The sequence below is a fragment of the Flindersiella endophytica genome (genome assembly GCF_054779015.1).
This window is the reverse complement of the sequence record NZ_BAAGYY010000043.1, coordinates 223,930-243,151: the sequence shown is the minus strand read 5'-3', so window position 1 is coordinate 243,151 and position 19,222 is coordinate 223,930. Positions and strand designations below refer to the sequence as shown.

Below are 19,222 nucleotides of genomic sequence, written 5' to 3'. Positions count from 1 at the left end.
GGGTGTCCGGCTAGACCGGCTTGGCTTCGAGTACGGCCCAGCCCGTCTCCGGTTGGTTGGCGAGCTCGAACCCGGTCCGGTCGAACAGCTGCCTCCACTCCGCCAGCGTGCGTTCCTTGCCGCCGAACAGGACGAGCATGTCCATGTCGATGACCTTGGAGTGGTCCCAGTGGTTGAGCGGGGGAACCACCTGGTCGAGGACGACGAGCCGGCTGTAGCTGTTTCGCATGGCGGCGCGGACCCGCCGGAGGATGGCCTCGCACGGCTCGTCGGCCCAGTTGTGCAGGATCGACTTGAGGACGTAGGCGTCGCAGTCGGCCGGGAGCTCGTCGGTGAAGAAGTCGCCGGCGACGAGCTGCACCCGGTCGTCGACGCCGTTCTCCCGCAGCTCCTCTTCGGCGCCGGCGACGACCGAGGAGAGCTCGAACAGCACGCCCGAGCTCGTCGGGCTGCGCCGCAGCAGTTGCGAGAGGAAGTAGCCCGTGCCGCCGCCGATGTCGGCGATCCGGGTGAAGCGCTCGGGTGCGATCTGTCCGGCGAACCGGTCGGCCAGCCGCCTGCTCCAGTGCCTCATGAACGACTCGAAGAACCTGCCGTCCTCGGGATGGGCGGCCAGGTAGTCGTAGAACGGCATGCCGAAGACGTGGTCGAAGGCGGGCTTGCCGGTTCGCAGGCTGTAGAGGATCTCGGCGTAGGCCGCGCGGGTGAGCTCGAGCGAGCTGAACAACACCATCGGCCGCAGTCCGCCGACCTTCTCCGAGAGCAGGCCCTCCGACAACGGCGTCAGCGAGAAGCAGCCCGACTCGTCCTCGGTGAAGATTCCCACGGCCGCGGCGCAGCGCAGCGCGCGGCGCAGTGCGTCCGGATCGGTCTCGGTGACCGCCGCCAGCACCTTCGGGCTCTTCGGCCCTTCGAGCAGGTGGTCAGCGATCCCGAGCTCGCTCAGGGCGTAGATGACCTGCCCGATCTGCCGCCAGCTGCCGAGGACCGCGATCTGCTGCTCGCGAAGCTCACGCTGCTGCGCGGAATCGAAGTTCGCCGTCGCTGCGAGGTTGGGCGCCGTCATGAGCGTGCCTTTCCTTCTCTGGTCTTGGTTACTGTCAGGTCTGGGGTCATGGGCGGATGCTCGGGCGCGCGGACCACCATGGCGGCGTTGAATCCGCCGTATCCGCGGGCCAGCACCAGGGCGGTCCGTACCGGTGCCGTACGCGGCTCGGCCCGGACCACGTCCAGCTCGCATTCCGCCGCGAGCCTTCGTAGGTTGATGGTCGGTGGGATGACGCCGTCTCTGAGGCTGAGCAGCGCCGCCACCAGGTCGACGGCGGCGCCGCCGGCGTAGAGCCGGCCGGTCATGGTCTTGGGCGCGGTGACGGGCACCGCCCGGGCCCCGAAGATGCCGGTGATCGCCCGCGCCTCGGTCGCGTCGAGCTCAGGGGTGCCGGCGGCATCGGCGAAGACCACATCGACATCGGCCGGGCCCAGCTCGGCGTCCTCCAACGCCAGCAGGGCGGCGCGGCGCAGGCCCGGCTCGCGGCCGGACTTCGGCGGAGGGTCGAACGTCGCGCCGTATCCCGCGATCTCGCCGTACTCATGGCGTTCTCCGGGTCGGGACGAGCCGGCCGGCTCGAGTACGAGGATGGCCCCGCCCTCGCCGGCCACATAGCCGGAGGCGCGTTCGTCGAACGGGAGGTAGGCCGCGTCCGGGTCGTCGCTCGTGCTCATCCGCCCGCTCGCGAGTTGGGCGACCCAGCCCCAGGGACACACCGACGCGTCGAAACCTCCCGTGAGGACGAGCCGGACGCCCTGTCGTAGCTGGCGCCTGGCCTGGGCCACCGCGTCCAGGCCGCCGGCCTGTTCGGTGACCAGCACGCCGGTCGGGCCGCGCATTCCGTGCCGGATGGAGATCTGGCCGGTGTTGACGGCGTAGAACCAGGCGAACGACTGGTAGGCGCTGACCGTCTCCGGCCCTTGTTGCCAAAGGGTCTGGAGCTCCCGCTGGCCGAACTCGAAACCACCGGAGGAGCTCGCGGTGACGACCCCCATGCCGTACTCCGGCAGCGTTTCGGGGTCGACGCCGGCATCGGCCAGCGCCCAGTCGGCGGCCGCGAGCGCGAGCCGGGTGAGGTGGTCGGTCTGCGGCAGCAGCCGGCTCGGCACGTGCTCGGCCGGCTCGAAGCCGGGCACCTCGCCGGCCAGCTGGGCGGGGTAGGTGCTCGGGTCGAACTTGCTGATCCGGTCGATGCCGTTCTTGCCGGCGAGCGTCGCCGCCCAGAAGTCCTCGACACCGAGCCCGTTCGGCGCTGCGACACCCAGTCCGGTCACACAGGCGGCGGTCACGAGTCGCTCCTTCCAGGACTCGCGAGCAGCATCGCGCTCTGGAACCCGCCGAATCCGCTGCCCACGCTCAGCACCAGGTCGAGGTCGACCTCACGGGCCTCGAGGGGTACGTAGTCGAGATCGCACTCCGGGTCGCTCTCGTGCAGGTTGGCCGTCGGTGGTACGACACCGTGCTCGATCGCCAGGATGGACGCGGCGATCTCGATGGATCCGATCGCGCCGAGGGAGTGCCCGACCATGGACTTGATGGAGCTCACCGGCGTCCGGTAGGCGTGGTCGCCGAGGCTTCGTTTGAACGCGGCGGTCTCGTGCCGGTCGTTCTGCTTCGTACCGGACCCGTGCGCGTTGATGTAGCCGATGTCGTCCGGCGCGACGCGGGCTTCGGCGGTCGCGACCCGGATCGCCTCTGCCATCTCCCGGCCGTCGGGCCGCAGCCCGGTCATGTGGAACGCGTTGGACCTGGACGCGAAGCCCACGATCTCCGCGTAGACCGGAGCACCCCTGCGCCTGGCGTGTTCACGCTCCTCGAGAACGAACATCGCCGCTCCCTCGCCGAGCACGAACCCGTCGCGCGTGCGGTCGAAGGGCCGGGAGGCGTGCTCGGGGTCGTCGTTGCGCGCGGTGGTCGCCGTGATGGCGTCGAAGCACGCGAGTGTGATCGGCGAGATCGGGGCGTCCGTCGCCCCGGCGATCATCACGTCCGCCGAGCCTTCCCGGATCAGCGCACGGGCATGGCCCACGGAGTCGAGTCCTGAAGTGCAGCCGGTCGACACGACCGCCGCGGGACCTTCGGCACCGACGTCCCACGCGATCTCGCGAGCGAACGCACCGGGCACGAGGCAGTCGAACAGGTGCGGTACGGCGTAGGTGTGGTCGGTGTGCCAGAGCCTGCCGCCGTCACTGACGACGACGTACTCCCGCTCGAGGCTCATCGTCGCTCCCACCGCGGTGCCCACGGTCACGCCTGTGCGGTGCGGGTCGGCGGCCCCGACCGCCAACCCGCTGTCCGCCAGGCACTCCCGGGCACAGACGACCGCGAGCTGGGTTGCCCGATCCATCCGCCGGATCTCCTGCGGTGTCAGGCCGGCCGCCTCCGCGTCGAAGTCGCACTCGGCGGCCACCCTGGAGCGGAACGGCGAAGGATCGAAGAACGAAATGGTTCTGGTGGCCGTGCGGCCACTTGTGAGGAGCTGCCAGAAGGCCTTGGTGCCCAAGCCACCAGGTGCGGCGACACCACATCCGCTGATCACTACTCTACGTTCAGTCATCTATTTTCCGATGCACTTGAATTCTCCTCGCAACAGCCGCAGAATTGGACTAGTTCCAATCGAGCCGCTTCTTTCGATTTCAGTCGCATCACCGACCAACCTAACGCCGGCTCCGCCACTGCATCAATTGCCCAACCGGGTCATTGTGCTTGCATCCAACGGTGTATCGAGGTATCGAAAGTTGTAGAGCTTTCCGGCAGTTTTCGGTTTTACGCTGGCTCTCATGAAAACAACGGAAAGAACAGCGATCTGGCTCGCATCCGGCCTGCTCGCGATATCGGCTGGAATCGTCAGCCAGGCCGCGGCCGGAGAGCACGAGATCGGAAATCTCGGTCTGCACAAGCAGCAGATCAAGGAATACTACGGAGACCACGGCGACTTTCGCGCGTCGGACGACTCGGAGTACGCCCGGGACGTCGCGCGTGAGGTCGCGAAGGCGAGGCCGATACTGAGGAAGGCGCTCGCCGCCCACGATCCGGCCGACGGCAAACCCGTTCTGTTGCTGGATGTCGACGACACCACGCTCAACACCTACACCTACGAAGCGAGCAACGACTTCGCCTACGACCGGGAAGAGGCGGAGCAGTACGTCAAGGACAACATCATGGATCCGGTCTTCGGTACGCCGGCACTCGCGCAATGGGCCGAGGGCCGGGGCATCGAGATCTTCTACCTTTCCGGACGCCCCGAGAACCAGCGTGTGTACACCGCACGTGACTTGGTCGAAGGCGAATTCCCGGACGTTCGCCCGGACCGCCTCATCCTACGCAACCGGGAAAATCCTCCGCCGTATCTGGAATACTGCGAACCCGAGTGCACCACGGCCCAGTTCAGGACAGGCACCCGGAAGTATCTCGAGTCGAACGGATACGACATCCTGCTCGACATCGCCGACCAGGAAAACGAGGTGGCCGGCGGTCATGCCGACCATCATCTGAAACTCCCCAACCCGATGTACTACCTGCAATGAGAGAGCGTTACTCCGGGATGTTCCCGCTCCTGCGCCCGACGAGATACGGCGACCTCACGTTGTCGTATGTCAGGTGCAGCGCCATCCCGTTGGCCGCGTGCTCGAGGTTGTGGCAGTGGTCCATCCAGACGCCGGGGTTGCCGGCCCGGAAGGCCACTTCCACGACCTCGCCACGGCCGACGCCGAACGTGTCGGTCCACCACGGGCTGCCGGTGGAGCGCCTTCCGTTGACCGACAGCACGAGCACGTGATGGCCGTGCAGGTGGAACGGATGCTCGTTGTGGCTGAGGTTGACCACCGTGACCTTCACCAGGTCGCCCTCGCTCACCACCATGGTCGGGACGTCCGGGAACCGTTCCCCGTTTATCGTCGCCACGAAGTCGAGGCGGCCGTTGGCGAAGCCGAGGCCGTCGTCGACGACCTGCTCGAAGCTGCGGTCGTACACACTGTTCTCGTCGAACGGTGTCGGGCGATCCGTGCCGTAGTCCAGCGGGTCGAACGCGGGCGCGTCCAGCGCCGGCCGCGGGATCGCGGCCGCGTTGGTGGCGCCGGCCGCGTCCGGAACGAAGACCTCCCCGCCCGCCGGATTCGTCAGGTCGGTGAGGCGGACGGGAGACCTCGGCATCACGAACGAGAGGTCGTACCGCCCGCCCGCGGGTACGCGCAACCTGACGTCCCGCAACGGTGTCGGCCGGTTCAGGTCGGTGCCGTCGATCGCCACCACCTTGAACGACGTGCCGGACAAGGCGAACGCGCGCCGCTGGGCCTCGTCGGTCGGATGGCTGTCGGTGTTGACCAGCCGCAGCCTCACCCGGGTGCCCGGCCTGACGACCCTCCGCCGCAGGCCCTCCGACGTACCGAACGCCGGTCGTGGCCCGCCCGGTGCGGCCCAGGTGTTGGCCAGCACGGTGAAGTCCGCCTGGGCGTCCGGGAGCTCGCCCGTGGCGGGAAGGACCACCAGCGCACCGAACAAGCCGGCTCGCAGGGACCTGAACGGCTCCTGATGCGTGTGATACCAGAACGTGCCCACCTGGTCGGCGCGGAACCGGTAGACGTGCGATCGGCCTGGCGGAACAGCGTTCTGCGTCACGCCGGCCACGCCGTCCTCGGCGTTGGGCACGTCGAGCCCGTGCCAGTGGATCGTGACGCCGGCGGCCGGCAGCTTGTTGACCAGCCGTACGTTGACCAGCTCGCCGCGCCTGACCCGCAGCTCCGGTCCGGGCACCCGCCCGTTGAACGCCATCCCGTCGACCACCTCGCCGCCGCTGAGCCGGACCTGCCGGCGCGCGGCGACCAGCGTGAACGAACGGTCGGGCGGGCCGCTCGGCCCGGTCAGGGTCGCGATGTTCGTGGGGTGGGCGTCGGAGGCGACCGGACCGCCGCCGGAGTCCGTGGTGTGATGGCCCGCCGCGCTGGCCTGCTCCGGCGGAAAGCTGCCGGATCGCAAGTAGGCGAAGGCGGACGCGAGCAGGACCAGCGCCGTGAGCACCGGCGCGGCGGCGTGCCAGACCCGCCGCAGCAGGCTCCGGCGAGTTCCCAGGGTTCGTTGCCGGTGGCACTGGCGGTACCACAACGCCGCTCCGGTCAGGACGAGCACGAGCCACGACGCCACCACGTCCCCGACGTAAGGGGAGGCCGGCTGGGCGATGTGGCCGACGTAGGCGGCCAGCAGGATCGCGAACGGCACGAGCTGGATCTCGGCAACGGCCACCGGATCCAGCCGGGTGTCGTCGCCGCTTACCCGGGCCAGCCGCCAGAGCCGTGGCAGGACGTGCACGGCGACCGCCGTCAGCGGGCCGGCGAGCAACGGTGCCACGACGATGAGGCCGTCCGCGGCGAACCACCAGCCGTCCAGCAGGCGCAGGCCGATGTTCGTCAGCTTGACCGCGACCGGAACGGCGGCCGGCACCAGCAGGACGAGCAACAAGCGAGCTCTCCGGCGGCGTCCCCGCTCGGGGCCGGCGGTCGCCAGCCGTCCCGCGAGAAAACCGGCCACCAGCCACAGCAGGGCCCCCAGCCCGGACAGCACCGTGCTGATGTCGTCACTCCGCAACAGCTTCCACATGGCTGTACCTGAGGCTAGGTTCCGATCGCGACGATCGAATCCGCCCGGCGCCGACAGTTCGGGACGCAATCTGCCGTACGGATCGCGTCCAGGCGTACGCGCGTCGCCGTAGATCGGACATCGATCGGTACGGCACCTTGCCACATCCGCGCTCCTGCGTAACGCTTCGAGAATGGTCGATGAACGTGGACGCGACCAGTGGACCAAGGGCGACAGGCGCCGGAGCCTGTTGAGGCGGCGGGCTGTCGGCCGGCTCGCCCGTGAGGAGTTCCGCCGCCGGCTGCGCCTGATCGACGTCGTACGCGAGTTCGCGGCCGACAACTGGCTACGGGCTTGGACCAGCATCCCGCCGTTGGCCTTCGACACCTGGCTGGCCGTGGTGGCCACGGTCGGCATGATGAGTGCGATCACGGTCGCCGAAGAACCCGACTCGCGGCCGCCGGACGCCTTCGCGTACATCTTGGCGGTGGCGATGGGTCTGCTGATGTTCGGGCGGCGGCGCCGGCCACGTCTGGTGCTGCTGGCGACGCTGGGCCTGCTGTTCGCCTACTACCGGATGGACTACCCCGGCGTCGAGCCCGGGCTCCCACTGGCCGCCGCGATCTACTCCGCTTCGGTCGCGGGCCGCACTCGGCTGGCCGTCGCGGTCTGCGCGCTGCTCACCGTCGTCGGCATGGTCTATCGCGAAGTGGTCTTCGACATGACGCTGGTGACCGGGCTGGCCGAAACCCTCAAGGACATCTCGCTGTTCGTGATGGTCATCCTGCTCGGCCACGCCGTTCTCACCAGGCGGATCCGGCTCGCCGCCGCCGACGAGCGGCTGACCCGCCTGGAACGCGAACGCGAGCGCGAGGCCGCGCGGCGGATCGCCGAGGAGCGGTTGCAGATCGCCCGTGACATGCACGACGTGCTCGCCCACACGATCTCGACGATCAGTGTGCAGGCCGCGCTCGCCGACGACACGCTGCGCAGCGGACGGCTGCACAAGGCGCGAACCGCCGTCCGGGATGTCCGTGCCGTCGCATTACGGGCGATGGCGGAGTTCAACTCGCTGGTCGGGATCCTGCGCCGGGACGGCGAGGCGGCCTCGCGCTCGCCGGCACCCGGCGTCGGTGACCTGAGCGAGCTGTACGAACGGGCGCGGGACGCGGGCCTGCGCGTCGAGGTCGACGTCGCCGAGTGGGGAACCCCACTTCCCGCGGCAGTCGATCTCGGCGTCTACCGCATCGTCCAGGAGTCGCTCACCAACGCCCTCCGGCACGCGAACGCCGACACGATCAGCATCGCGATCCGCCGGGACGGCAACGACCTGGTGATCGACGTTGTCGACGACGGGCGAGGTGTGCCTTACGGAGCAGGCGGCCCGAGCGTCGTCTCGCCGGGATACGGGATCATCGGGATGACCGAGCGGGCGCTGGCGTTGCGGGGGTCGCTGGAGGCGGGGCCGGTCTCCGGGGGAGGGTTCCGGGTGCACGCGCGGATTCCCACCTGGGGCGGTTCTGAGGGCGGGGGTTGAGCGTGCGGGTGGAGAACACCGGGCGGCGCCTCGGTCGAGACGCCGCCCGGGTCGGTTGGTCGGTCAGTCAATCAGTCAGCCACCGTTGAGCTTGCGCTGGACGAACGCGTACGTCCCGTCGCCGATCTTCGGAGCGAACCCGCTCACGTTCTCGATCGCGGAGCGGAAGTGGATGCCGGCCCAGAGCCTGGACATGCCGCAGTCGCGGGCCAGCGTGTTCCAGTTGTCCCAGTGCAGGGTGATGTCGGTCGCCGGCGTGACGCCCGGCTCGACCTGCGAGGAGCCCTTCGCCCGGTGAACGGTGATGTCGGTCTTCTCGTCACCGAAGAAGCGCTGTGCCGCCTGGGCGTAGGCCAGGCAGAGCGCGGAGGAGGCGGAGGGGTACTCGGGATGGTTGGACGTCTGCATGTAGGGCCGCCACTCGCGACCGGTGATGTCGTCGACGGTGCCCTTGCCCGGGCCGCCCCAGGCCGTGATCTTCCGGTCGCCGTACAGGTAGCGGATCGCGCTGAACGGCCGGACCGCGTCGTACTTCCGCTTGAAGTACCAGGTGGCGACGGTGGTGTCGAAGACGGCCATCTCGACGGTGGCGAAGTAGTGAACGGAGTCCTCGATGTCGAGGTGTCTGCCCTCGACCGCCGCCGTGCCGAGGGTTTCCCCGAGGCTCGAGAGCTTGTCGTAGAAGAACTCGGTGGTCATCTTCTGCCGGTCGGTCAGGCCGGCTGACGCCTGGAGCACTTCGTCGGCCTGGCGCTTGTAGCCCGCGCGGTTGTGGACGTCACTGTTGATCGGAGGCGCCACGCTGAACTCGGCAGGACTGCGATACGAGACCGGCTCGACCCGGCCGTAGAAGGGGGCCGAGAACTGCTGGATGGCGAACCCTCCGGCAGACGGCAGGATGTCAGGCTGCCAGCGCGACGGGTCGCGGAGTTCGTAGGCGGTGTTGACCGGTTCGTAGCCGCTGTAGTCGGCGTACGGCCTGCGGTTGTACGTGCGGCCGCCCTCGTCACCGTAGCGGTTCGAGCCGTCGTGCCTGCGCGCCTCCAGTACCTTTCTGGCCGCGAGGTTGCCGAGACCCGCCGGTGTGGTGGTGTTCTCCTCCCTGTTGTCGGGATCGAGACCCGCCGCCTCGACCATGGCGCGCCACTCCCGGTCGGACTCGGGGAACGTGGCCTCGAGCCCGGTGTAGGCGGCGTACATCACGGCGATGTTCTTGTTGCGGATGGTGTCCTCGCTTCTCGGCCGGCGGCCGAGGTTGGAGTAGATGCCGATCGCTGTCGGGTGGTAGGGCGCGATGGCGTCGAACCACCCGATCTCCACCGTCAGGGCGTGATCGGCTATCAGCGGGACATCGGCGCCGTCCGGTGTGTCCCTGCGATCCGCTGCCTGGAAGGGCTCGAAGATCAGGCGCAGGACGTTGTCGTGGTCGAGGTCGAACGCCTCCGCCTGCTGTGGCGCAGCCGCCGCGGCAGAGGCCGCCGTTCCCAGCAGCGCCGTCACTGTGGTGAGGGTGAGCCAGTACTTCAGACGCGTGGTCCGAGTACGTCTCGATTTCATCGTGGGAACATCTCCTTTGTGGGTGGTCGCGTACGTCGCCGGCGCTAGCGCACCTCCGATCGGTGCTTGTGGCGAACGCCTCTCAGCACCAGCGAGAACCCCACGACAGCCAGCACGATCATGATCCCGGCGAACAGCAGGTTGCCGTACACCGTGATCCCGGCCAGCTCGATCGTGTTCGGATGCCGCGGATCGAACGCCGGGCTCGTGCCGGGCACCAGTTGGGCGTAGAACTCTCCGGCCCAGAACACCAGTGGCGCGACCGTTGCCACCGTCGCGCCGACCAGTGGCTCAGAGGATCGCCGCCACAGCAGCCACACGCCGAGGACGGCCACAGCCGTCACGAAACCCATCAGCTGAACGATGTGGAACCGGGCATGCGGATGCCATTCGGGATCGAACACGTGCGTGTCGTTCCACTGGAATCCGAACACCGACGCCACAGTCGCGACCTGAACCAGGGTCAGCAGCACCAGCCCGGAACGGTTCGCTCGCATAGCACTCACCCACCTTCGACTCGGTTGGAAGGCGTACAGAGCCGCTCCACGCCGTCCACGTCAGTAGGAACGGAGATCAGCGACCGTGCCGCCGCCTTGTTGACAGCATCCAATCGTGAAACCGCGTCCAACTTGCGGAAGGCATGGTGCAGATGGCGTTTCACAGTCGACTCCGACAGGTTGAGCTTCGAGGCGATCTGCGCGTTGGTCATCGCCACCGCGACGAGCTCGAGAATTCCGGTCTCGCGGCCCGACAGCCCGCATCCGTTCCGCTCGGGACCTGGCGAGGTGAGACTCTCGCACGGCACCGTCACGGTGACTGATCCCTCGTCTCCGCAGGCGTTCCGGATCGTCGAGACCAGTGCCTGTCCACTCGTACTTTTCGGAAGGTATCCGCGGATGCCGGACGACAGCAGCTCATGGATCAACCATGGTTGGTCTCGCTGTGCGAGCACGATCACCTTGGAGTCCGGAGCGGCGCATCGCATGCTCTGGATCGTTTCGCCGATGTCGCCGCCAGGTGTGTCGGTGTCGAGCAGGACGACGTTCGGCTGCGTGTCGGCGACGACGCTGACGCCGTGCCGGCTGCTGCCGGCGTCGCCGACAACGACGAGATCCTCCTGTGTGTGCAGGATTTCCCGAAGACCGTCCCGGACCAGCATGTGACGGTCCACGATCACGACGCGAATCGGATCGGTATGGCGCCTCTTCGAGGGGTCCACGTGCCAAAGGCTACGAAGCTCTCGTTCGGCCGTCTACGATTCGACCTGGACTTACGCGAGTTCCCGTACGTCTTCAGGAGTGGTCTACGCCGCACGGCGTACACCATGGCGTCAGCCGACCGGAATCCTTGCGTACACGCGGAATCCACCGCTGGGCAGCGGCCCGGCCTCCAGTGATCCGTGCAGGCTCCGGGCCCGTTCCGTCATGCCCACTATGCCGTTTCCGGAAGTTCCGGGTTTCCGGCGAGGCCTGGCTCGTCCGTCGTCGACAACCTCGACCAGCACGTCCCGCCCTTCCCTGCGGACGCATACGCGCACGGAAGCCGCGCGGGCATGCCGGAGCGCGTTCGTCAGCGACTCCTGGACGATCCGGTAGACCGCGAGGTCGACCGCCGACGGAAGCGGGTCGGTGTCGAGCGTTCGCCCGATCTCGGCCTCCACTTCGAGCCCTGCCTCGCGTGCGGGCTCGAGGACCGTTCCGAGGTCGCCGACGCCGAGCGCGGGCGTCAGCTCCGCTCCCGCGTCGTCGCCTCTGCGCATCAGCCCGACCAGCGTCCCGACTTCGGCCAGGGCCTTCCTGGCTGCGGCGCGTACCGAACGTACGGCCATCCGGGCCTGCACGAGATGTCCGGCTTTCAGCGTGTCGTCGGCGAGCGCGGCCTGCACGGCGATGGCCGAGATCGCGTGCGCCACCACGTCGTGCATGTCGCGCGCGATCCGCAGCCGTTCCTCGGTCACCCGCCGGGCGATGTCGTGCTCTTGTCCGCTTTCCAACCGGGCAAGGCGATCCTGGGCGTCACGTAGCCGATCCCGCCGGTTGAGCACGGTCTTGCCGAGCAGGACGACGACTACGAAGAGCGAGTCGTCCTTGGCCGCGTCGGCGAGGATCGCCAGCGTGGGTTCGTGAAAGACGAACTTGTCGACCACCAGGCTGAGGGTGAAGAAGCAGACGATGACGACGACCGTCAACCTGGTATACCCGGCGACCATCGTCACGTAGAGCGCCGTCGCCAGTGGAAGAGTCGGGTCGACGCCCGGATAGTCCAGCGAGTAGTAGTAGAACAACGTCACCACGGACAGGAGCAGGACGATCCGCGGCGATCGCCTGCGCCCGAACAGGTACAGGCCCATGAGCAGGCAGATGCCGTAGGCCAGCAGATCCGGCGGCTTGGAGTGCGGTTCCTCGGCGACCGCCACAGCGGTCAGGTTGGCGACCGTCGCCGCGGTCACGAACGCGAGATCTGCGAGGAGCGAGCGCACGTACAGCAAGTACCTTCGCGCGCCGCGATCACACCCAAGCGCGCAAGGCGGGAGCAGGTGCGCGCGCCGGCGAGCTGGTGCGGGCGTCAGTTCGCCGGCAGCGGCTGGGGGTACTTGGGTGTGCCGGCCGGGCCGAGCAGGGCGTAGTCGAGGCAGCGGACCGACAGCGGTGGTTTGCGCTTGGCCGGGTCGGGCTCTGCCAGCCAGGACTGGAGTGTGACCATGCCCCTGTCGTCGCTCCAGGCGTAGCGGAACCTGCCGTTCAACGGCGCGGCGACGGCGAAGCGACTGGTCGCGCCTTCGTACAACGTCACCTGGTCGCCCGTCATCGTCCAGACCTGGCCGGCGGACGCGACCTGCCGCGGCAACGGGCAGTCGGCGCGTTTGGAGGTGTCCGCGGCAGGCATCGCGCGCAGGATGCGGTCCGGCGGGATGTGATAGCGCCGGGCGTAGACCCGGGCCGCCGCGCGGTCGCCGTTGCCGATGACGAGGACGTCGCCGGCGTCCCAGTGCTCCGCGACGTACCCGAACGCCCAGCGGTAGTTGTCGACGCCGTACAGATAGCGCAGGTCGTTGCCCAGCCGCACCGGCTGTGTCCAGGCCACCGTCAAAACCAGCGCGGCGGAAGCCACGCCCGCGACCACTCCCGGCCACCGCCGCCGGGTCAGGCGCGCCACCAGCAAGGGCACCGTGTCGAGCAGCACGGCCACGAACGCCAGCAGCGCCGGCACGCAGAACAGGATCAGCCGCCGCCCGAACGGATAGGCGCCCGCCTGCGCGGCGAGGTACGCCGTGAGCACCGGCAGCACCAGCAGCACAGCGGCGGCCCGGGTACGCCGCCGGCACAACGCCGCCCCCAGGCCGAGCAGCACCAGGCCGAGAGCCCACCAGTACCGCATGCCGAGCTCGCGCAGCGTCAGCTCCCGGAACACCCAACCGTTCCACGCGACCAGCCGCGACCATCCCGCGTCCCAGGGCGCGAAGAACGCGGCCCAGTAGTTCGCGAAGTCGCTCACCTGGCCGGTCAGGTGCCGTGCCCACAGCGCCGCCGCGAGCACCGACGCGGCCGGCACCGCCAGCCGCCCGGCCAGCCACGCCGGCGAACGGGACCCTCTCCGCCACAGGCACCAGCTCACCCACGCGGCCAGTAGCGGCGCCGACAACATGAAGCCGTGCGAGAACCACGGGCCTGCCGCCAGCAGGACGTACCAGGCCACCTCACGCCGGCGACTCGTCGGCTCCCGGAGCATCCGCACGCCGAGCAGCAACGCCAGCGTGACCAGGAACGTGTCGGCGGTGTACTGCTTGGCCTGCGCCGTGTAGAAGACCAGCTCCGAGATCGTCGCGATCAGAACCAGCGGCACGATCGCCGCCCACGGGTGGCGGACGAGAGCCCTGCACAGCAACGCGAAAACCACGAGCGTGGCGCACCCGGCCAGGAACGGCAGCAGCCGGTACACCCGTTCGCCGTCGCCCAGGACGGTGGTGGTCAGCCGCTCGGCGAGCAGCCACCCCGGCGGCGCCGACTGCGCGTCCGCCAGTGGCCCGAGCAGCGCACGCAGGCCGTACGCGTCGAGGCTCTGCAGCAGCCCGGCCTCGTCCCGCCAGAACGGCCGGTCCTGCCACCACAGCCAGAACCGGACGCCGATCCCCGCCGCCACCGCCAGCCAGATGCCGAGCCGGCCGAGCCGGTCAGCCGAGGCCAGGCTGCCCGCCGCACCGCCGCCGCTCGAGCTCGAAGACCCGGCCGGGGCGCGGTCGCCTACCGGCCGAACAGACGTATCCGCAGCAGGATCCACAGAGCCTCAACGCCGTCGCGCCAGGTGAGTTTCTTGCCGGCCTCGCGAGTGCGGGCCCGATAGGAGATCGGCACTTCGTACGGCCGGTGCCCGCGCCGCAGCAGCTTGCCGGTGATCTCCGCCTCCATGCCGAACCCGGCCGAGCGGATCCGCAGCTCGCGGTAGAGCTCGACCGGCATCAGCTTGAAACAGGTCTCGAGGTCGCGGATGTAGGAGTTGAACAGCACGTTGGCGAACATCGTGACGCCCTTGTTGCCGAGGACGTACCACAGGGAGTACGACGTGTGGCTGGAGAACGTACGGGTGCCGTAGACCAGCTCGGACTCGCCGGAAAGCACGGGCTCGAGCAGTGCCGGGATGTCGCCCGGGCTGTATTCGAGGTCGGCGTCGCAGATCACGAGGTAGTCGCCGGTGGCCTCGGTGGCGGCGGTGCGGATCGCGGCGCCCTTGCCCCGGTTGACCGGATGCCGGTGCACGCTGACGCGTTCGTCGTCGATGCTGTCGAGCAACTCAGCTGTGCCGTCCCGGCTCCCGTCGTCGACGATGACCACCTCGACGTCACACGGATAGTCGACATCGAGGATCCGCTTGAGCGCGAGATCGAACGTCGCGGCCTCGTTGTAGACGGGTACGAGGATCGACAACTTCATCGGCGGGGTCCCCTCCAGGCCGCCGAGCGACGGTCGCCCGGGGATGTACAGCCGAAGACGTGGTGCGAGAGGAGGGACTTGAACCCTCACGCCCGAAGGCACCGAGACCTAAACCCGGCGCGTCTGCCATTCCGCCACTCTCGCCAGCTCCGGCAGCGGCCAAGTCTAGGGGCTCCCGACCTGGCCGTGCCTCCGCTATACCGGTCCCACCATCCGGTCCATTCCCACTCCACCTGCGCGAACACGCACGTTAACCGCGTATTCAGCCGCGGCTTCGGGCGGTGGGTCAGATGCCGAGCTCGCGGCGGAGCTTGTTGACGTGGCCGGTCGCACGGACGTTGTACTGTGCGACCTCGATCTTGCCCTCCTCGTCGACGATGAACGTCGAGCGGATCACGCCGGTCACGGTCTTGCCGTAGAGCTGCTTCTCACCGTACGCGCCCCACGTCGTCAGCACAGCGCGGTCGGGGTCGGACAGCAGCGGGAAGGTGAACCCGCCCTCCTCCCGGAACTTCGCGATCTTCTCCGGCTTGTCGGGCGAGATGCCGACGACGGCGTAACCGGCCGTGTCGAGCTCCTCACGCGACTCCTGGAAGTCGCACGCCTCGCGCGTGCAGCCCGGCGTGGAGGCGGCGGGGTAGAAGTAGACGATCACCTTCTGCCCGCGGTAGTCCGCCAGCGAGACAGGCTTGCCGTCCGCGTCGGGCAGGGTGAATTCCGGAGCCGGTGCGCCCGGCTGCAACTTCGTCTGGGTCGGCATCGTCACATCTCCCAACGTGTCCCAACCTGCGAGCACTATGCTCTTGCAAGTAAAATGCAATTAGCGCCAACTGGGGTTGCACCCATCTCGGCAATCCAAGCCCGAGCCGGATGCGAACAACACAGCAGATCCTCCCTCATCGCCCGGCCGACCAAGGAGCAGGCACGTGCACGTACCCGATGGATTCCTCGACGCGCCGACGTCGATCGCCACAGGTGCGGCGACCGTGGTCGCGATCGGCCTGTCGCTGCGTGGCGCGCGCCGCGAGCTCGACGACAAGACCGCACCGCTGACCGGGCTGGTCGCCGCGTTCATCTTCGCGGTCCAGATGCTGAACTTCCCCGTCGGGGCGGGTACGAGCGGGCACCTGCTGGGCGGCGCGCTCGCCGCGGTCCTGGTCGGACCCTGGACAGCGATCCTGTGCATGACGGTCGTGCTCCTGGTGCAGGCGCTGTTCTTCGCCGACGGCGGCGTCACCGCGCTCGGCACGAACATCCTCCTGATGGGCGTCGTCACCGTCGTCGTCGGGTGGGCTGTGTTCAAACTGCTCCAGAAACTGCTCCCCAAACGTCCCGCTTCGGTCGTTCCGGCGGCATTCGCCGGTGCCGCGGTCTCCGTGCCGGTCGCCGCGCTGTGCTTCACCGGCCTGTACATCGTCGGTGGCGCGGTCGACATCCCGCTGCCCGCGCTGGCCGGCTCCATGATCGGCTGGCACGTGCTGATCGGGCTCGGTGAGGCCGTGATCACGTCGCTCACCATCGCCAGCGTGCTCGCGGTCCGGCCCGATCTGGTCTACGGCGCGCGCCCGCTGCTCGCCACCCGAACGCTGGAAATCCGTAGGACGAGCAAGACCCCGGAGGCGAGCACCCCATGAAGGTACGCACCAAGGCACTCGTCGCGGCCGGCCTCCTGGTCGCGTTGCTGCTGGCCGGCGTGGTGAGCTTCTACGCCTCGGGCAGCCCGGACGGCCTGAACAAGGTCGCCGAGGACCACGGTTTCAGCCACACGGCCGAGGACAGCGCGACGTCCGGCTCGCCGTTCGCCGACTACGGCACCAAGGGTGTCGGCAACGAGCGGCTGGCCGGCGGTATCGCGGGCGTGGTCGGCGTGATCGTCGTGCTGGGGCTCGGCACCGGGGTTGCCTACGCCGTCCGCCGCCGCAAGCGCTCCGGCGCCGAGGCGGACGCCGGCACCGAGCTCGCCGAGCAGCAGAGCTGAGGAGCCGACCATGGGAGCGGGGCACGCGCACAAGCTCTACGTGCACGGTCACTCGCCCGTACACACCCTGCCGGCGCACTGCAAGCTGGTCGCGCTGCTCACGTTCGTCCTGATCGTGGTCGCGACGCCGCGCACGGCGTACTGGGCGTTCGGTGGGTACGCCCTGATGCTCGCGGCCGTCGCCGCCACTGCGCGGATCCGGCCCACGTTCGTCCTCAAGCGGCTGGTCGTGGAGACGCCGGTGCTGGTGTTCGCGATCCTGCTGCCGTTCATCGCGACCGGTCCGCGGATGGAGCTGCTCGGCTTCGTCGAGGTGTCCGAGCACGGGCTGCTCGGCGCCTGGAACGTCCTGGCCAAGGCGACGCTCGGCGTGGTCGCCTCGATCCTGCTCGGCGCGACGACCGACCAGCGCGACCTGCTGGCCGGACTGGAGCGGCTGCGGATGCCGCGCCTGCTCGTTCAGATCGCATCGTTCATGGTGCGTTACGTCGAGGTGATCACCGACCAGCTGCGCCGGATGCGGATCGCCCGGCTCTCGCGCGGCTTCGAGGCCCGCTCGGTGCGGTCTTGGCCGGTGCTGGGGAAGTCGGCGGGCGCGCTGTTCATCCGGTCGTACGAGCGTGGTGAGCGCGTGCACCTCGCGATGCTGTCCCGCGGCTACACCGGCCAGCTGCCGGCCGCGGGAACCCAGCCGGCGGCAACCGTCCAGGCCTGGACGGCGGCCGCCGCGCTGCCCGTCCTGGCCGCGATCGTAGGAGCTGCGGCATGGTTTGCCCAGTGAAGGATGCTGTGACCCAGGAGCCCGTCGTCGAGCTGTCCGGCGTGGCCTACGCCTATCCCGACGGCCATCAGGCGCTGTTCGGCGTCGACCTGACCATCCGGCGCGGCGAGCGGGTCGCGCTGCTCGGCCCGAACGGCGCCGGCAAGACCACACTCGTACTCCACCTCAACGGCATCCTGACGCCGGGCCTCGGCAGCGTACGCATCGACGGCCTGCCGGTCGCCGACACCAACCTGCTGGAGATCCGCCGCCGCGTGGGCATCGTGTTCCAGGACCCCGACGACCAGCTGTTCATGCCGACCGTGCGCGACGACGTGGCGTTCGGCCCGGCCAACCTCGGGCTGCGTGGCGCCGAACTGGACGCGCGGGTGGCCGAGGCGCTGGCCGCGGTGGGCATGAGCTCCCACGCCGCCCGGCCGCCGCACCACCTGTCGTTCGGCCAGCGCCGGCGGGTTGCGGTCGCGACCGTGCTGGCGATGCGGCCGTCGATCCTCGTGCTCGACGAGCCGTCCAGCAACTTGGATCCGGCCGGCCGGCGGGAGCTGGCCGAGGTGTTGCGCGGGCTGGATGTGACCGTGCTGATGGTGACGCACGACCTGCCGTACGCCTGGGAGCTGTGCGAGCGCTCGGTGATCCTCGACCAGGGCACGATCGCAGCGGACGCGCCCACCGGCGACCTGCTGGCCGACGCCGAGCTGCTGCGGACGCACCGGCTGGAGCTGCCGTACGGCTTTCACCCGTCGCCCGCGGGGTAAGTCTTGGATCATGCTGGCCATGACCACGATCCCCGGGAAGCCGGGGAGTGCCGAGCTCGTCGAGCTCGCGGAACCCGCTGCCGGCGAGGGCAACGTCCTCGTCGAGGGGTTGCTGCTCGGCATCTGCGGCACGGACATCGAGATCGTCGAGGAGGGCTACGGCGCGGCCCCACCCGGTGAGGAGCGGCTCGTGCTGGGCCACGAGTCGCTGGGCCGGGTGCTGGAGGCGCCACCGGTGTCCGGGCTGGAGGCGGGCGACCTGATCGCGGGCATCGTGCGGCACATGGATCCGGTGCCGTGCCCGGCCTGCGCGCGCGGTGAGTGGGACTACTGCCGCAACGGTCTGTACACCGAGCGCGGCATCAAGGAGCGGAACGGTTTCGGCGCCCAGCGGTGGCGTACGGAACGGTCGTACGCCATCCGGCTGCCGAAGGAGCTCGGCGAGCTCGGCGTCCTGACCGAGCCGGCGAGCGTCGTCGCCAAGGCCTGGGAGCAGGTCGAGGCGATCCAGCGGCGGGCCTGGGCCGGGCCGCGGACCGCGCTGGTCACCGGCGCCGGGCCGATCGGGCTGCTGGCGGCGCTGCTCGGCGTCCAGCGCGGGCTCGACGTCACGGTGCTCGACCGGGTGCAGAACGGGCCCAAGCCGGACCTCGTACGCGAGCTGGGCGCGCACTACCTCACCGACCTCGACCAGCTCGACGGTGAGGTCGACGTGGTGATCGAGTGCACGGGCGTCGGCGCGCTGGTGTTCCGGTCGGCGAAGCTGCTGGCACCGAGTGGGGTGCTGTGCCTGACCGGGATCTCCTCGGGCTCGCACGAGATCCCCGTACCCGGCGACGCGCTCAACAAGGAGCTCGTCCTGGAGAACTCCGTGATCGTCGGCTCGGTGAACGCCGGCCGGCGCAACTACATCGACGGCGTGGAAGCGCTGCGCAACGCCGACCACGACTGGCTGTCGAGGCTGGTCACGCGCAAGGTGCCGCTGAGCGACTGGACGAGTGCCCTGTCCAAGCGCCCAGATGACGTCAAGGTCGTCGTCGATCTGCGAAACTAGGTGCTTCCGATTG

The 19,222-nt window shown here is 69.1% G+C and carries 18 protein-coding genes and 1 tRNA gene; 7 read left to right on the top strand and 12 right to left on the bottom strand.

Annotated features, from left to right (window positions below; translation table 11 throughout):
• Positions 1–10 precede the first annotated feature (10 nt).
• From ACYVF6_RS44390 to ACYVF6_RS44380, 3 genes are read right to left on the bottom strand one after another with little or no spacing between them, the layout of a single operon-like run.
• The gene (locus ACYVF6_RS44390) at positions 11–1,066 is read right to left on the bottom strand and encodes a class I SAM-dependent methyltransferase (protein ID WP_460532573.1); all 1,056 of its coding nucleotides are present in this window, start codon (positions 1,064–1,066) and stop codon (positions 11–13) included.
• On the bottom strand, positions 1,063–2,337 hold the full coding sequence (locus tag ACYVF6_RS44385) for a ketosynthase chain-length factor (protein ID WP_460532570.1): 1,275 nt from the start codon (positions 2,335–2,337) through the stop codon (positions 1,063–1,065). The genes ACYVF6_RS44390 and ACYVF6_RS44385 overlap by 4 nt, the downstream gene beginning before the upstream one ends.
• Positions 2,334–3,605, bottom strand: a complete 1,272-nt coding sequence (locus ACYVF6_RS44380; RefSeq protein ID WP_460532567.1) for a beta-ketoacyl-[acyl-carrier-protein] synthase family protein — start codon at positions 3,603–3,605, stop codon at positions 2,334–2,336. The genes ACYVF6_RS44385 and ACYVF6_RS44380 overlap by 4 nt, the downstream gene beginning before the upstream one ends.
• Before the next feature lie 223 nt (positions 3,606–3,828).
• On the opposite strand from ACYVF6_RS44380, the gene ACYVF6_RS44375 reads away from it, so the two are divergent.
• A complete protein-coding gene (locus ACYVF6_RS44375; protein WP_460532564.1) occupies positions 3,829–4,575 on the top strand; it encodes an HAD family hydrolase in 747 nt (248 codons plus the stop codon).
• Between the two features lie 7 nt (positions 4,576–4,582).
• On the opposite strand, the gene ACYVF6_RS44370 is transcribed toward ACYVF6_RS44375, so the two are convergent.
• Positions 4,583–6,640, bottom strand: a complete 2,058-nt coding sequence (locus tag ACYVF6_RS44370; protein ID WP_460532561.1) for a multicopper oxidase family protein — start codon at positions 6,638–6,640, stop codon at positions 4,583–4,585.
• 172 nt (positions 6,641–6,812) lie between these two features.
• Here ACYVF6_RS44370 and ACYVF6_RS44365 point away from each other — a divergent pair, with 172 nt between their 5' ends.
• Positions 6,813–8,156, top strand: a complete 1,344-nt coding sequence (locus ACYVF6_RS44365; RefSeq protein ID WP_460532558.1) for a sensor histidine kinase — start codon at positions 6,813–6,815, stop codon at positions 8,154–8,156.
• A gap of 75 nt (positions 8,157–8,231) precedes the next feature.
• On the opposite strand, the gene ACYVF6_RS44360 is transcribed toward ACYVF6_RS44365, so the two are convergent.
• The 8 genes from ACYVF6_RS44360 to bcp all read right to left on the bottom strand — a co-directional run bounded on the left by ACYVF6_RS44360 (position 8,232) and on the right by bcp (position 15,401).
• Positions 8,232–9,713, bottom strand: a complete 1,482-nt coding sequence (locus ACYVF6_RS44360) for a vanadium-dependent haloperoxidase (protein WP_460532555.1) — start codon at positions 9,711–9,713, stop codon at positions 8,232–8,234.
• A gap of 44 nt (positions 9,714–9,757) precedes the next feature.
• On the bottom strand, positions 9,758–10,210 hold the full coding sequence (locus ACYVF6_RS44355) for a DUF6640 family protein (RefSeq protein ID WP_460532552.1): 453 nt from the start codon (positions 10,208–10,210) through the stop codon (positions 9,758–9,760).
• 5 nt (positions 10,211–10,215) lie between these two features.
• Positions 10,216–10,932, bottom strand: a complete 717-nt coding sequence (locus tag ACYVF6_RS44350) for a LuxR C-terminal-related transcriptional regulator (protein ID WP_460532549.1) — start codon at positions 10,930–10,932, stop codon at positions 10,216–10,218.
• A 111-nt stretch (positions 10,933–11,043) separates the two neighbouring features.
• The gene (locus ACYVF6_RS44345; protein WP_460532546.1) at positions 11,044–12,192 is read right to left on the bottom strand and encodes a sensor histidine kinase; all 1,149 of its coding nucleotides are present in this window, start codon (positions 12,190–12,192) and stop codon (positions 11,044–11,046) included.
• Between the two features lie 86 nt (positions 12,193–12,278).
• Positions 12,279–13,991: a hypothetical protein gene (locus tag ACYVF6_RS44340; RefSeq protein WP_460532543.1), complete on the bottom strand. Its 1,713-nt coding sequence runs from the start codon at positions 13,989–13,991 to the stop codon at positions 12,279–12,281.
• Positions 13,955–14,641 carry a glycosyltransferase family 2 protein gene (locus tag ACYVF6_RS44335; RefSeq protein ID WP_460532540.1) on the bottom strand — a complete coding sequence of 229 codons (687 nt, stop codon included), beginning with the start codon at positions 14,639–14,641 and terminating at the stop codon, positions 13,955–13,957. Before ACYVF6_RS44335 ends, ACYVF6_RS44340 begins: the two co-directional genes overlap by 37 nt.
• A gap of 60 nt (positions 14,642–14,701) precedes the next feature.
• Positions 14,702–14,785: transfer RNA gene (locus tag ACYVF6_RS44330), tRNA-Leu, on the bottom strand.
• A 142-nt stretch (positions 14,786–14,927) separates the two neighbouring features.
• Positions 14,928–15,401, bottom strand: coding sequence for a peroxiredoxin (bcp, locus tag ACYVF6_RS44325; protein WP_460532537.1), 474 nt, complete (start codon positions 15,399–15,401; stop codon positions 14,928–14,930).
• A 166-nt stretch (positions 15,402–15,567) separates the two neighbouring features.
• Between bcp and ACYVF6_RS44320 the strand changes: the two genes are divergently transcribed.
• Genes ACYVF6_RS44320 through ACYVF6_RS44300 form a run of 5 tightly spaced genes read left to right on the top strand, consistent with a single transcriptional unit; the run spans position 15,568 to position 19,209 of the window.
• Positions 15,568–16,275 carry an energy-coupling factor ABC transporter permease gene (locus ACYVF6_RS44320; RefSeq protein WP_460532534.1) on the top strand — a complete coding sequence of 236 codons (708 nt, stop codon included), beginning with the start codon at positions 15,568–15,570 and terminating at the stop codon, positions 16,273–16,275.
• A complete protein-coding gene (locus tag ACYVF6_RS44315) occupies positions 16,272–16,619 on the top strand; it encodes a PDGLE domain-containing protein (protein WP_460532531.1) in 348 nt (115 codons plus the stop codon). Before ACYVF6_RS44320 ends, ACYVF6_RS44315 begins: the two co-directional genes overlap by 4 nt.
• 10 nt (positions 16,620–16,629) lie before the next feature.
• Positions 16,630–17,400, top strand: a complete 771-nt coding sequence (gene cbiQ, locus ACYVF6_RS44310) for an energy-coupling factor transporter transmembrane component T family protein (RefSeq protein ID WP_460532528.1) — start codon at positions 16,630–16,632, stop codon at positions 17,398–17,400.
• On the top strand, positions 17,397–18,155 hold the full coding sequence (locus ACYVF6_RS44305) for an energy-coupling factor ABC transporter ATP-binding protein (protein ID WP_460532525.1): 759 nt from the start codon (positions 17,397–17,399) through the stop codon (positions 18,153–18,155). Before cbiQ ends, ACYVF6_RS44305 begins: the two co-directional genes overlap by 4 nt.
• Positions 18,156–18,174: 19 nt before the next feature.
• Positions 18,175–19,209, top strand: coding sequence for a glucose 1-dehydrogenase (locus ACYVF6_RS44300; RefSeq protein WP_460532522.1), 1,035 nt, complete (start codon positions 18,175–18,177; stop codon positions 19,207–19,209).
• Positions 19,210–19,222 lie beyond the last annotated feature (13 nt).

Bases quoted from the DNA above. Each gene is read 5' to 3' on its own strand.
- ACYVF6_RS44390 (WP_460532573.1), bottom strand. From the start codon at position 1,066: ATGACGGCGCCCAACCTCGCAGCGACGGCGAACTTCGATTCCGCGCAG.
- ACYVF6_RS44380 (WP_460532567.1), bottom strand. From the start codon at position 3,605: ATGACTGAACGTAGAGTAGTGATCAGCGGATGTGGTGTCGCCGCACCT.
- ACYVF6_RS44375 (WP_460532564.1), top strand. From the start codon at position 3,829: ATGAAAACAACGGAAAGAACAGCGATCTGGCTCGCATCCGGCCTGCTC.
- ACYVF6_RS44370 (WP_460532561.1), bottom strand. From the start codon at position 6,640: ATGTGGAAGCTGTTGCGGAGTGACGACATCAGCACGGTGCTGTCCGGG.
- ACYVF6_RS44365 (WP_460532558.1), top strand. From the start codon at position 6,813: ATGGTCGATGAACGTGGACGCGACCAGTGGACCAAGGGCGACAGGCGC.
- ACYVF6_RS44360 (WP_460532555.1), bottom strand. From the start codon at position 9,713: ATGAAATCGAGACGTACTCGGACCACGCGTCTGAAGTACTGGCTCACC.
- ACYVF6_RS44355 (WP_460532552.1), bottom strand. From the start codon at position 10,210: ATGCGAGCGAACCGTTCCGGGCTGGTGCTGCTGACCCTGGTTCAGGTC.
- ACYVF6_RS44335 (WP_460532540.1), bottom strand. From the start codon at position 14,641: ATGAAGTTGTCGATCCTCGTACCCGTCTACAACGAGGCCGCGACGTTC.
- bcp (WP_460532537.1), bottom strand. From the start codon at position 15,401: ATGCCGACCCAGACGAAGTTGCAGCCGGGCGCACCGGCTCCGGAATTC.
- ACYVF6_RS44315 (WP_460532531.1), top strand. From the start codon at position 16,272: ATGAAGGTACGCACCAAGGCACTCGTCGCGGCCGGCCTCCTGGTCGCG.
- cbiQ (WP_460532528.1), top strand. From the start codon at position 16,630: ATGGGAGCGGGGCACGCGCACAAGCTCTACGTGCACGGTCACTCGCCC.
- ACYVF6_RS44300 (WP_460532522.1), top strand. From the start codon at position 18,175: ATGACCACGATCCCCGGGAAGCCGGGGAGTGCCGAGCTCGTCGAGCTC.